This window comes from Roseibium sp. 10G30-5, from assembly GCF_055809635.1.
Map to the genome: position 1 here is coordinate 1,096,079 of NZ_CM147918.1, position 13,120 is coordinate 1,109,198.

At 57.5% G+C, this 13,120-nt stretch carries 13 protein-coding genes and 1 pseudogene; 3 read left to right on the forward strand and 11 right to left on the reverse strand.

Annotated features, from left to right (window positions below):
• Nucleotides 1-23 precede the first annotated feature (23 nt).
• Nucleotides 24-419: a Cu(I)-responsive transcriptional regulator gene (gene cueR / locus AC0L7U_RS05590; protein WP_473695676.1), complete on the reverse strand. Its 396-nt coding sequence runs from the start codon at nt 417-419 to the stop codon at nt 24-26.
• 22 nt (nt 420-441) lie between these two features.
• Nucleotides 442-3,069: a heavy metal translocating P-type ATPase gene (locus AC0L7U_RS05595; protein WP_473694459.1), complete on the reverse strand. Its 2,628-nt coding sequence runs from the start codon at nt 3,067-3,069 to the stop codon at nt 442-444.
• A gap of 269 nt (nt 3,070-3,338) precedes the next feature.
• On the opposite strand from AC0L7U_RS05595, the gene AC0L7U_RS05600 reads away from it, so the two are divergent.
• The 3 genes from AC0L7U_RS05600 (at nt 3,339) to AC0L7U_RS05610 (ending at nt 6,483) form a co-directional block, all read left to right on the forward strand.
• A complete protein-coding gene (locus tag AC0L7U_RS05600) occupies nt 3,339-4,166 on the forward strand; it encodes an inositol monophosphatase family protein (protein ID WP_473694461.1) in 828 nt (275 codons plus the stop codon).
• Between the two features lie 131 nt (nt 4,167-4,297).
• Nucleotides 4,298-5,512 (forward strand): MFS transporter, encoded by a 1,215-nt coding sequence (locus AC0L7U_RS05605; protein WP_473694463.1) that lies wholly within the window; start codon nt 4,298-4,300, stop codon nt 5,510-5,512.
• Nucleotides 5,509-6,483, forward strand: a complete 975-nt coding sequence (locus AC0L7U_RS05610; RefSeq protein WP_473694465.1) for a GlxA family transcriptional regulator — start codon at nt 5,509-5,511, stop codon at nt 6,481-6,483. The genes AC0L7U_RS05605 and AC0L7U_RS05610 overlap by 4 nt, the downstream gene beginning before the upstream one ends.
• On the opposite strand, the gene AC0L7U_RS05615 is transcribed toward AC0L7U_RS05610, so the two are convergent.
• From AC0L7U_RS05615 to AC0L7U_RS05655, 9 genes and pseudogenes are all read right to left on the reverse strand, one after another.
• Nucleotides 6,480-6,977: a DUF1330 domain-containing protein gene (locus AC0L7U_RS05615; RefSeq protein WP_473694467.1), complete on the reverse strand. Its 498-nt coding sequence runs from the start codon at nt 6,975-6,977 to the stop codon at nt 6,480-6,482. The two genes, AC0L7U_RS05610 and AC0L7U_RS05615, sit on opposite strands and share 4 nt — an antisense overlap.
• Before the next feature lie 47 nt (nt 6,978-7,024).
• Nucleotides 7,025-7,321, reverse strand: a complete 297-nt coding sequence (locus tag AC0L7U_RS05620) for a helix-turn-helix transcriptional regulator (RefSeq protein WP_473694469.1) — start codon at nt 7,319-7,321, stop codon at nt 7,025-7,027.
• Complete coding sequence (locus AC0L7U_RS05625; protein WP_473695932.1) at nt 7,278-7,592, reverse strand: hypothetical protein; 315 nt, start codon at nt 7,590-7,592, stop codon at nt 7,278-7,280. The genes AC0L7U_RS05620 and AC0L7U_RS05625 overlap by 44 nt, the downstream gene beginning before the upstream one ends.
• Nucleotides 7,519-7,746, reverse strand: coding sequence for an HTH domain-containing protein (locus AC0L7U_RS05630; protein ID WP_473694471.1), 228 nt, complete (start codon nt 7,744-7,746; stop codon nt 7,519-7,521). Before AC0L7U_RS05630 ends, AC0L7U_RS05625 begins: the two co-directional genes overlap by 74 nt.
• Nucleotides 7,747-7,938: 192 nt before the next feature.
• Nucleotides 7,939-8,784, reverse strand: a complete 846-nt coding sequence (locus AC0L7U_RS05635; protein ID WP_473694473.1) for a glycerophosphodiester phosphodiesterase — start codon at nt 8,782-8,784, stop codon at nt 7,939-7,941.
• Nucleotides 8,771-9,826 carry an ABC transporter ATP-binding protein gene (locus AC0L7U_RS05640; protein WP_473694475.1) on the reverse strand — a complete coding sequence of 352 codons (1,056 nt, stop codon included), beginning with the start codon at nt 9,824-9,826 and terminating at the stop codon, nt 8,771-8,773. The genes AC0L7U_RS05635 and AC0L7U_RS05640 overlap by 14 nt, the downstream gene beginning before the upstream one ends.
• Before the next feature lie 18 nt (nt 9,827-9,844).
• Nucleotides 9,845-10,639 (reverse strand): annotated as a pseudogene (locus AC0L7U_RS05645) (ABC transporter permease).
• Between the two features lie 59 nt (nt 10,640-10,698).
• Entirely contained in the window at nt 10,699-11,586 is an 888-nt protein-coding gene (locus AC0L7U_RS05650; RefSeq protein WP_473694477.1) for an ABC transporter permease, read from the reverse strand.
• A 4-nt stretch (nt 11,587-11,590) separates the two neighbouring features.
• Nucleotides 11,591-12,742 (reverse strand): extracellular solute-binding protein, encoded by a 1,152-nt coding sequence (locus tag AC0L7U_RS05655; protein WP_473694479.1) that lies wholly within the window; start codon nt 12,740-12,742, stop codon nt 11,591-11,593.
• Between the last annotated feature and the right edge of the window lie 378 nt (nt 12,743-13,120).

Consider the following 13,120-nt stretch of genomic DNA (forward strand, 5'->3'; position numbering starts at 1 on the left):
AATAAAATCGATGAAAAGAAAAATTACTTAAAAGAAATTCCAGCAAGGTCATCAATAATCGGGCAATCGGGGCGATCATCACCGTGACAGGAGGATACCAGATGGCGCAATGTCGATTGCAGACTGCGCATTTCCTCGATCTTCTGATCAAGCTCACGCACCTTCGCTTCGGCGATCTGTTTCACCTGCTGGCTTTCCCGGCGCTGATCATCATAAAGCGACAGGAGCAAACGGCATTCATCGATGGTAAAACCCAACGCCCGGGCTCTTTGAACAAAACGCAGACGATGCACCTGCTTGTCGGAATAGCTGCGATAACCATTGGGCAGCCGGTCCGGCTCAACCAAACCAATCTGTTCGTAATAGCGAATGGTCTTCGCTGACAGCCGGGTTTCCTCGGATGCCTGCCCAATGTTCATTGTCATTCCGTGTCAATCCATTTCAAAGTTTCAGACGGCGCAATCTCAAGGCATTCGTAATGACCGAGACTGACGACAGGCTCATAGCAGCGGCAGCAATCATCGGCGACAATGTCAAGCCGGTGAAAGGATACAGAATACCGGCTGCAATCGGCACACCGACCCCATTGTAGGCAAAGGCGAAAAACAGGTTTTGCCGAATATTCGTCAGCGTTGCCTGTGCCAGTTCCCTTGCCCGCAACACGGCCCCCACGTCACCATTGAGCAAAGTCAGACCGGCACTTTCCACCGCCACGTCAGAGCCACTTCCCATTGCAAGGCCAACGTTGGCACTGGCCAGAGCCGGAGCATCATTGATGCCATCACCCGCCATGGCAACCGTCACGCCATCTTGTTTCAAGCGCTCGATCAGAGCTTTCTTGCCCTCCGGCAACAGCCCTGCATGCACTTCGTCAACGCCCAGTTCACGAGCGACCGCCGTTGCTGCGGCCTCATTGTCGCCGGTTGCCATGATGACCCGCAAGCCAGTCTGGCGCAATGTCTTCACCAACCCGGCAGATCCTGAGCGCACGGGATCCGCCAAGCCAAGAATCCCGACAAGCTGCTGCTTCTCGGCAAGATAGATCAACGTGCTTTCAGGCGCATCAAGCCTCTCCCTCAACGCCTCAAGCTGATCTGTAGCAATGCCCAAATCCTGCATCAGACGTGCATTGCCAAGTGCAACGTCGCGGCCATCAAGAGAGCCCTTCACGCCGCGTCCGGTGAGGGTTTCAAAGTTCTCAACGGCCGCAGGGCGTGCTGCGCCACTGCTCTCGAAGGCCCGTTGAACGGCATCCGCCAAGGGATGCTCCGAACCACGTTCAAGAGCTGCGGCCAGCCCCAGAATATCCTCCCGGCTCTGGTCCCCCGCAGCGACGACCTCCGTGACGCTGGGCCGCCCCTCGGTCAACGTTCCCGTCTTGTCGATCACCAGCGCATCGACGCGCGCAAGTGTCTCAAGAGCTTCGGCATCGCGAACCAGCACACCGGCCCGTGCCCCTCTGCCTGTCGCCGTCATGATCGCCATGGGCGTTGCCAGACCAAGCGCACAGGGACAGGCAATGACCAGAACGGAGACGGCTGCCACGACCGCATGAATGAAAGCAGGAGATGGCCCAACGGCCCACCACAGGAGAAAGGCAACAAGAGCCACGAGCACGACACCTGGCACGAACCATCCTGCCACCCGGTCTGCCAGACCCTGGATTGGAGCCCGCGAGCGCTGTGCCCCGGCCACCATCTCGACGATCCGCGACAACACCGTATCACTGCCAACCTTTTCAGCTTCCATGACCAGAGTGCCTGACCCGTTCAACGTGCCGCCGACGATCTGATCCCCTTCCCCCTTTTCTTGCGGAATGGGTTCACCCGTGACCATGCTTTCATCAATCGAGGAGTGACCTTCCAGTACACGCCCATCTACGGGAACGCTGTCTCCGGCTCTGACGCGCAATATGTCGCCGGTCAGAATATTGTCCAGCGGCGCATCATATTCATCACCATCTGGTGTAATGCGTCGCGCTGTCTTGGGTGCGAGGTTCAACAAGCTGGCGATGGCATCTCCCGTTTTCTCGCGGGCGCGCAACTCCAACACCTGACCGACAAAAATCAGGGCAATGATGACTACGGAGGATTCGAAATACACCGGCACATCGCTGCCCATATTGGCGAAGGCGCGTTCAAAAACACCGGGAAACACGGTCGCAATCAGACTGTAGCCATAACTTGCCCCCACACCCAGCATGATCAGCGTCCACATGTTGAAATGCCGCGTTTTCACCGACATCCAGCCGCGCTGAAAGAACGGAGCTGCCGCCCACACCACTACAGGTGTCGCCAGAACCAATTCTATGATCCGGGCAACCGTCTCGCCAAAGACGTCGCGCACCGGAAGTCCCACCATCGGTCCCATCGTGAGGAGCAACAAGGGAACAGCCGCAACAACGCTGACAACCAGACGCCGGGTAAAATCAATCAGCTCTTCATTTGGGCCTTCCGAAACACCGCTCATTGGCTCCAGCGCCATGCCACAGATCGGACAGGTGCCCGGCCCATCCTGCACGATTTCCGGATCCATCGGACACGTGAACTTGGTGTCAGCAGCGACCTTCTTCCCGGCCTTCTTGTTGTTGCCGGACAGGAAGAAATAGGGATCCGCCTCAAAGCGGTCGTGACACTTCTGGCTACAGAAATGATAGTCCTCCCCCTTGTAGGCAAGATGCGGTTTTCCGGCATTCAGTTTCACGGTCATACCGCACACCGGATCAATCGCGGTTTCGCCGTCTGTCTCATCTGGTGAAGGCGTTGCCTTGCCATGGCCACCACAACAGCCATGCTCGTGGCCACCATGATCGTGCCCGGCGTGAGGCTGATCATGACCTGTCGCAGATGCAGGGGCAGCCTTCAGATAGGCAGCCGGATCAGCGTTGAATTTATCCCGGCACCCCACCGAACAAAAGAAATAGGTCTGCCCCTCATGCGTTGTCTGAGGCGTCGTCTCGGTGATGCTGACATCCATGCCGCAGACCGGATCAACAGCGGTTTGGCTAGATGTTTGGGCGGCAGTATGAGCGTCAGTCGAGCTTCCACAGCAGTGTCCGTCATCAGACATGGGGCCAGCCTTTCCTGTTGTATAAAGTGGGCGCAAGAGAGCCTTGCGCTTTCATCTGTACCCAACATAAGGATTCCAGTTACTGGAAGGTCAAGGTTCAGGATCTGACTTTGTCTGTCGATTGCCCGGTGCTCGCGCCGTGCCGAAGTCTTCAACCCGCTTTGCGGTCACGAAACTGCTGCACGGTTTGTCATTTTGTTGCAAAATTTCGCTGTCACAGCCTATGCTTGGCACCTCTCCTCACGCCCTCACCACAAAGGATTGCCATCATGACTGCCGCTTCCTCACGTCTGCCCGACTGGGCAAGTCCACGTCTCGTGGTGCTCGCGCAGGCAGCTCTTGCTGGGGGAGCACATGCACGCGATTGCCTGAAACGCTTTTCCGCTGATGGTATGGTTCACAAGGGTGCCCGCGACTATCAGACCGACGTTGATGTCGCCGTCGAGGGCATCATTGTCACACATCTCATGAGCCATTTTCCCGATTATTCAGTGGAAGGGGAAGAGGAGGTCGGCGATCGTGACATGGGCGCGGACGTGCCTCGCTTCGTCATCGACCCCATTGACGGCACGTCGAACTTCGCCTGGGGCCTGCCGCATTTCGGCGTGGTGATTTCGGTCGTTGAGCACGGGGACGTCGTCGCGGGGGTCGTTTATGACCCGATGCTGGACGAAATGTTTGCCGCCGAAAAAGGCAAGGGAGCGGCTGTGAACGGTGATCCTTTACGCGTTGTCAAGGTCGACAGCATGGTCGACACGCTGATCGGCGCCGGATTGCCACTGCCCGGTCAGGTCACCAGTGTTTCCGAGTCCACCTATCACGCCGCCCTACGCCGGGCGATGGACACCTCTGCCGGAGTGCGTCGACTTGGGTCGTCTGCGCTGTCGATTGCCTATGTCGCCTGTGGTCGCCTGGACGGTTTCTTTGAAGATGGCTTGTCCTTGCATGACTTTGGCGCATCGGTACTGATCCTGCGGGAAGCCGGTGGTATCGTCACCGACTTTGCCGGTGCCCAGAAGACAACGGACACAGGTGCCATTCTGGCCGCAACACCCAGCACGCACGGCTGGCTCCTACAGGGTTTTAAGGACGCGTAGACGTGACCAAGCACCCTATTTTGCGCAAATAAAACCAGATTGGCCGGATTTGCCCACAAATTGGCCATCCGGCCAATTGGAAACATGGCAAGCCTCTTTCATACTCAGCCGTGAATGAGAGAGACTTCGATATGACAGAACAGGCGACAGTCAGAACCGCGCGTCGCAACTCAGCCGTGTTGACGCTGTGCAATGCGTTATTCGTTTGCTCCATTTCCATTGACCTGACGCTGACGGGGGTCGCAGGCTACACACTCGCCCCCACGCCAGCGCTGGCAACCCTGCCCTTTGCCCTGATCACCGTTGGCGCAGCAATGACCACATGGGGGGCGGCCAACTTCATGCAACGCCGCGGACGCCGGGCAGGCTTCCTGGCAGGGGCCACAAGCGGCGCGGTCGGGGGCATCGTCTCTGTGGCAGCTCTTGCACAAGCCAACTTCTGGCTGTTTTGTCTGGGAACGCTTCTGGTTGGCATCTGGCAGGCATTCGGCCAATATTATCGTCTGGCCGCAGCCGATGGATTGCCGGATCAGTTCAAATCGCGCGCGATCTCCATTGTTCTTGCCGGAGGGCTGATCGCCGCCATTGCCGGACCTGCTCTTGCCTCCTGGAGCCGAAACTGGCTGACCGGCGTGCCTTTTGCCGGGGCTTATCTGGCCGTAACCGTGCTCGCTCTCGCCTCAAGCGCCATTCTGATGGCCTATCAGAAGCGGCCTGCCTCGACACAAGAGACAGCAAACGCATCGATGGCCCAGCCGCCGCGCACTTACCGTGACCTGCTGCAAGACCGGATCTTCGTTGCTGCCCTTGCCAACAACGTTATTGCCGGCATGGTCATGATGACAATCATGACCGCTGCACCAATTGCCGCCGTTCACATGGGGCTTGGTATTCCGGCAGGAGCCAGCATCATCCAATGGCATCTCGTGGGCATGTATGGACCGTCCTTCTTCACAGGCCTGCTCATTACCCGCTTTGGTCTGGCGCGTGTGCTGTACACCGGTCTGATCATCAATCTGATCTGCGTTGCCACCGCCTTGACGTCCCAGAGCAACCTTGGCTTTCACGTGGCCCTGTTCGCCCTCGGCGTCGGCTGGAACTTCATGTATGTCGGCGGCACCACCCTTTTGACCAAGGCTCACCGACCAGGGGAAGAGGCGCGCGTGCAGGGGATGGCGGAATTCTGCCGCTATGCCATGACAGCACTCGGCGCCCTGTCTGCCGGTCCATTGCTGCTCTACATCGGTTGGAGCATGACCGCGCTGCTCACTGTGCCGCTCCTAGCAATCTCGCTTGTGGCCACACTGCGTTGGCAAACGACACCGGAAAGACTGAGCCCCGCATGAATGACGCGCTTCAAAAGACCATCGTTCTCGTTGCGTTTGACGGCGTCAATCTGATTGATCTGGGCGGCCCGATGCAGGCGTTTGCCTCCGCTTCTTCCCTTGACCGGAGCGGCCGCCCCGCTTACCGCCTGCTCGTCGCCTCCCCCGATGGCGGGGCGATCGCCACCGGTCCCGGATTGTCAATCGAAACGCTGGCGCTAGAGAACCTCACGCCGTCGGACATCGACTTGCTGATTATTCCGGGAGGCAGCCGCAATGGCACTCCCCCGTTCAATCAGGGATTGGTGGACTGGTTGCGCGACAGCACGGCAGACATAGCGAGGATCTGCTCTGTCTGCACGGGCGCCTTCCTGCTTGCCGAGGCCGGCCTTCTGGATGGCCAGCGCGCCGTCACGCACTGGAAATGGGCCGTGCAATTGGCACAGCGTTTCCCGTCAGTACAGGTCGACATGACACCAATCTACATCAACGGTGGCCGCATCTGGACATCCGCCGGGGTGACAGCGGGCATTGATCTGGCACTGGCGTTGATCGCAGAAGATCGTGGTCATGATCTGGCCATCGAAGTGGCGCGCAACATGGTGGTCTACATGCACCGACCCGGCGACCAGTCTCAGTTCAGTCAGGCCCTGACAGCGCAAAGTGCGAACAACGCCCGCTTTGCCTCTCTTGACGCATGGATGGCCGACAATCTGGACAAGCGGCTCGATTTGGATCGACTGGCCGCAGAAAGCGGAATGTCGGAGCGCTCCTTCCGACGCCACTACCGCGAGGCGACAGGTCGCACACCCATGCAAACCGTTGAAGCGCTGCGACTGGAAGCCGCCCGCGCCGCACTCGTGTCAACGCGCAAATCAATCAAGCAGATTTCGCGGGAGGTAGGTCTGGAAAGCGAAGGCAGCTTGAGACGACTGTTCCTGCGGCATCTCGCCATCGCGCCACAGGACTATCGTGACCGCTTCACCCCTTAGAATTGGACGCTAGGCGTGCCCCATAAAATGTCCGACCCGGACCCGCTCCGCTCCAATGGCCTACAGGTTTCGGCTATCGTCGGAAGAGACCCACACGGCCCCTCCCAACCTGTCTTTCTGGATGCGACCAGTCCGTCGATCATTGTCAGCGGTTGTAGAATGATCTCAGCAATCGCGGATTCTCCGACCTTGAACGCCACTTGGTAGTCCGAATCTGCAACCATATCCTTGAAGACGGCCCGACGCGGATATTGGACCAGCACAACGGCATCCCATCCCTGGACCTCTCCTGTGGTGAGCACCGGATGACCATCACCGCCGAACAGAATCTTCGCGCCAAAACGGGCCAGTATTGGCTGGGCCATTTGCAGGTATTGCAGATATTTTTCCCGCCCACCATCCGGCACAAACCGGATGAGATTCAGCATGACAACGGCTGTCTCGTCTTCTTCTCTCATGAAGGCGTCAAAGGCAGCAGGTGAAAATCCGACCATTTATCTTAATCCTTTGCTGGGGCGCTGAAAATGCGCCTCCCGCAAAGTTAGCGTGTCGGTGTGTCAGAAACTGTCAGGAGTGAACGCCAGTCTCGATCCTGCTCACGCCATTGCCTCATGATCGATTGGCGTCGGCCCGGATAACGTTCTGCCAAAATTTCTCTCACGTGAAGCCGATCAAGACGAAAGTGGCGAAAGTCCGATCTGTGTTCGCACCAAGCCGCCAACACACGCACATCGTCAAAATAAATGAGGGCAATCGGCCAGATAGTGCGCTTCGACACTGCGCCCTGCGCATCTTCATAACCAATCGAAACCTTGCGTTGCCGACGAGATCGCGTCACGCAATAAAGCGGCCTGTGGAGGATCCACGCGCTCGGACACCGAGGCGGCGGCGGCAAGCGCGGGAGGTCCCTCCCCTGTCCCGCCGCCATCCTTTGCAGAGGACAAGATTTTTGCCAGAGCACTTTCACTGCCCTGTGCCAGGGACGGATCCGCGCGCTGCTGCACCCAGCCGAGCCCAAGGATCAAGGCATCCAGCTCATCGGTCGAAAATGCAAACTCCGGCAGGAAGAACCCTTTCCGCAAACAATAGCCCACGCCCAGCCTGGCCATCGACAAGTGCGCCCAGCGAACGCAGAGTTTCAATGTCGCGATATATGCTGCGCTGCGAGACATCCAGCGCCTGCGCCAAATCGATGGCGGTCACCGGCATCCTGTTTGCGCGCAACACTCTGATCAATTCAAACAGGCGGCTTGTTCTCGACATATGCAAGACTTCCTCGACAAACGCTGTGCTTTCCCGCTCAACCGTCCAGCGGACCGCCGGATGGACGCCGTCGCATAATCAAAACGCATTTTAAGGTCATAGCCAAACGATACGGAAAGGTCCACGCGACGGCATGTCAGGCGTCAGACTGGTTTCCGCTCGCATTTATACCTGATTGAATGCCTCGAAGACCTAATCGGGAAAGCGACTGTAAAAGCCTTGTGCATCATCTGTCGTGATCTGATCGACCTCCAACTCCAGCAATTGCCGCACACGCGCCGCAGTTCCATCGCTCGCCACGTTGATCGTATAGGCATCAACTCCTTTGCCGCCTCGATGAAAAGCGGCAATCACGTCAAAGCCATCGACTGCGGCCTGCAAGACCAGATCAGCTTCCAGATAAACCGTCGCAGCCGCAGGAGCCTCGCCCAGCGCCGTCTCGACAAACTCTGCATACTGCCGGGTGCGACAAGTTTCTGCGGCAACACCGAAATGGCACGGGTCATGGCCAACCCGCAGATCGGGCAAGGCATCGGCGAGATAGCGGACCGCTCGCACATCACCGCCAGACAGGATCATATGACGGGCCACCGGCGCGACATCTTTCACAAACGCCGCAACATCCGCGTCGCTAAGATCACTCAGGCCCGATTTCAGATCCAGTTGCAAGACCGCTTCATCCGGTAGCGTCAGGGCCGCAACGTTTCGGCACAAATCCCCAAGCACGGCCACTGGATACGGGCTGCGCTCGCCGTCATTGGTCAGCAGGTGCAGAGTGCGCAGGTCATCCGCAGTTGCCTCGGCAACTGGGCCATGCCCGGTCGTGCGGCTCTCCAGCAGGTCATCATGCAGCACGGCAAACCCGCCCCCCTTGTGCGGCAGCAGATCCACTTCAACACTGGCACCGCCCTGCAACCCTTCCAAGATACGCTGCGGCGAAAACTCAACGTCACCGGGAAACCGGCGACCGCGATGCCACTTCAGCCAGGCCTTGTGACCGTTCAGACTGGCGAAGATCGGCAGATCAGGCAGCAGCATGAATGGCTCCTTCGGCGCGCTTTACAACAACATCATTGCGATAGACCGCAAACTTGTCGACACTCACAGATACACGCTGACCAGTACCGAGCCGCACATCCGGTGGACACAAAGCCTTGATCTGCGTGCCGTCGCCCAGATCCACGGTCACCAGAATATGTGTGCCAAAGTCCGTGGCAAAATGCACCGTACTTTTCGCCTCCGCCGACGGAGACAGGCGAACCGCCTCCGGGCGGACTGCCAGCGTTGCCACGCCATCATCAAGTGCCACCGCAAGCGGGAAATCAGGATGCGCGATGCGACCGTTGCAGATCTCCGTTTCGATGAAATTCATCGACCCGATGAACCCGGCCACAAAACGCGTTTGTGGATTGCGATACACCCGATTGGGCGTATCCACCTGCTCGATCATCCCATTGCGCAGTACGACGATGCGGTCCGCCATGGCAAGGGCTTCGTCTTGTCCATGGGTGACGAACAAGGTGGTAATGCCGACACGGCGTTGAATATCGCGGACTTCTTCGCGCAAGCGCTCCCGCAGATGCTGGTCAAGACTGGCGAAGGGTTCATCCAGAAGTAGGATTTTGGGTTCCAGAACGAGAGAGCGGGCAATCGCCACACGCTGTTGCTGTCCACCGGAAAGCTGCCAGACGCGGCGCTGACCATGATCGGCAAGGCCGACCATTTCCAGCACATTTGCTACTTGCTCCTGAATGACTTTGCGGGACAATTTGCGCAGCTTCAAGCCGAAGGCAATATTCTGCGCCACACTCATATGCGACCACAGCGCATGGCTTTGAAACACCATGCCGGTGGGTCGATTTTCCGGTGGCACCCGCGTTACATCCTCGCCGTCAATGGCGATCACACCGCTGGTCGGGGTTTCAAAGCCACCCACCATGCGAAGGACCGTCGATTTGCCGGAACCTGAGGGACCAAGCAGACACACAAGTTCGCCATCGCGAACATCCAGATTGACATCCCGGACGGCCGCCGTCTGCTCGAATGCCTTGTGGAGATTGGACAGGGTCAGTTGAGCCATGTCGAAGAACCTTTTCGATTAGACGCCGAAACCGCGGGCGAAGGAGTCCGAGCCAATCATCCGGCGTGCGAACATCAGGGCCACAAACGAGGGCACCCAGAGCAGGACGGAGAGCACGGCGCCATATTGCACCACAAGCTGATGGTTGATGTAAGTGATCATCAGCACCGGCATGGTGCGGATTTCCGGCGCGCCGATCAGTCAGGCGCCCTCGGTTTCATAAAACGTCTGAACAAACGTCAGAAGGATGGCGGCAAAGATAGTGGGCGCTGCTTGTGGCAGGCTGATCGCCCAGAACACCCGCAACGGCCCCGCCCCCGCATCACGTGCCGCCTCTTCCATGCGCCGGTCGACGTTTTGAAACGCCGCAACAGGGATCCAGATCATCAGCATCAAGGTGCCGACAAGCTGAATCAGCACGACCCCCCAAAAAGTGGCAATCAACCCCAGATGCAGGAAAATACCGGCGATGGCGACCAGGAGGCCGAACTTGGGAAACGCATGGCTGGCGAGAAACGACAGGAAGAAGATATTCTTGCCGGGGAATTTCATGCGTGCGAATGCATAGGCTGCGGGCAAACAGATTATCGCCGACAACAAAGTAACCGTGGTGGCAAGGCGCAATGACAATGTCAGTGCTGACCAGACATCGGCGCGCGCAAACGTTGCATGCCAAAAGCGCAAGCCGAAGCGCTGCGGCAGCAAAGCCGGATAACGCCACACCTCGGCGAAGGCCCAGATTGCGACCACCAGCAACGGAATGATGATGACGATGCCAAGCAACGTGGCAAGTGTCAGACCCTTCCAGTCGATGCCGGGCTTGTCGAGACGCTGGGCGTGGGGCACAGCCTGTGGAATGGATGCAGGAACGCTCATGAACGGCCCTCCCCGTTGCGGGCAATCGACCAGACGTAGAACGCCCCGAAGATGGCACAGATCACAAATGTCACCACCGCCTGCGTGATAGCCTGTTGCGGATTGCTCAGGTCAGAAAACGTGCGCTGCATGAACGGCCCCATCATCTCGGGCGAGGCCGGGCCAAGCAGATATGGCAAGGTGAAGGAAGAAAAAATACTGAGGATGGAAAAGCTCAACACCACCAGCAGGGCATTGGTCATGCGCGGCAGAATGATGTGCCACAGGATTGCAAACTTGCCTGCCCCCACATCACGCGCTGCATCGACAGCATTGTCGCTGACAGACCCAAGCCCCGCAGTGAGCATCAACACGGTCAGCGGGATATTGTCCCACACAAGACCGATGATCGGCCCGGCAGGCGTCAGATAAGGGGTTGCCAGTTTCGGCAGGCCGAGCGCATTCAGCACGATGTCAACCGCACCGTTGGGGCCGATGCTCCGGATGATCGCATAAGCCAGAATGACCGAAGGCACAAACATCGGAAACAGCGCCAGCCCTTGCACGAAGGAGGCCACGCGCCCCTTTGAAAACCGCAAGTAAAGGGCGATGGGAAAGCAGATGCACAACAGCAAAGCCACACACACGGCACTGACCCAGATGGTCAGCCACAGATTGTTGAGACTGTAGGCATCGGAAAAGAAAAAACGATACGTCTCGAACGACAGATGCGGGCCATCCGGGCCTTCAACCAGCACACTGCTGACAATGGCGTTGAAAATCGGATAGATGATGAGCCAGCCCAGAAGCAGCACCGGAAGCGCAACGAGAAGCAGACCCTGCAGTCCGCTTCCCGTAAATTTCCGCACAGACTTCCGGCCAACAGACAGTTGTTGACCGGTCATCAAATCACCCGCGCTTCACATTCGGGGCAACGTTGCGATACCAGCCATCATTGACAGCATTGTCCCAGGGGCCACTTGGGAACGTCGGGATCGATGTCGGAATGACGTCTTTGTATTTTTCTTTGAGATCCGGATCGACATAATCCCAGCTCACACCCGGGAAACCACCGAGCTTGGTGATGATGGCTGTCTGGATATCCTTGGAAAGGACGAAATTGGCCAGAGCCTTGGCTCCGTCCAGTTCCTTGGCATTGGTCGGCATGACGATACGCGAAAAGCCACCACAAAGGGCCAGATCCTGAAGCTGGACAAGGCCCGTTGTTTCCGGATCGAGAACACCTTCGGACAGCGCCTGAAGGATCTGGTCGGACCAGACCGGAACCATGGTCACAACGCCCTGTGCAAGCAACTGCACCGACTGGGTGTTACCGGAGGTGTAATGACCTTTTTCATAGAGCGACGGCGCCAGATCGTTGAGGATCTTCCAAGCCGGCGTCAGCGACTTTTCGGCATATTCGTCCGAATAGTTCTTCAAGGTGAACTTCTTCGGGTTCAGGCCATTGGCTTGATGGATTGCACGACGGACGAAGTTACCGCCCGAGCCACCCTTGTCAGGACGATTATAGATGAACTGCCCCGGATTGGCCTTGATCCATGCCGTCAGCTCTTCCCACGTCTTGGGCGCATCAGCAGGCTTCAGCTTTGTCTTGTCATAGGCCAACAACACCTGGCTGCCACGATATGGCAGGCTGTAGTCGGTCTGAATGGCTTCCGGATTGACATGCGCATAGTTCGCAAGGCCAGCTTCCTTGAAGTTCACCCAAAGACCATCCTTGATGGCATCCTTGGTGATCATCGGATCGAAGGCTTCAAACATCTCGACCTGCGGATCGGAATTATTTTTCAGTGCGGCCATGGCACGGTCGGCCATCGCGCTCAGTCCGTTGGTATCGCCCGCATCGACAATACGGGTCTGATACTCGGGGTGTGCCTTGTTGAAGGCCGGCAGAATTTCATTATTCCAGAAATCGGAAATATTGGAATCCGACCCTGTATAGATGTTGATCATGCCATCGGCCGCGAAAGCAATGCGTGGCAGCATAAGCGCACCAGCAGCCGACAAGGCGCTTGCGCTGAGGAATTGACGTCTATTCATGAACACACCCCATGCTTTTGAAAAAGCGAACATTCGCTTTCAGGGCAAATGAACCCGAGGCGTGACAGGTGCGTGGCACCTGCATGAAACTTCCATGACACGACTACGAAGGCTCTTCTTGCAAACAGAGGCGTGTAGGTACAAATCTTCAAATGAACTTTCGCATGGATAGCCGTCCATGCGACTGAAGTCCTTGACAGAAGATGCCTGAGGAAATCGGCGGATCTCTTGTGTTCAATCGCAGATTGGCTGCGCACTACCAAGAAACCGCCACATTTGGTTAATTAATGTTCAGGGGATTCAGGACTTGAAATTTTGCGTCGTCGGACTACCACATCCGTACGATTCCTCAGGCCTCTCAATCCTTAAGCACACAAA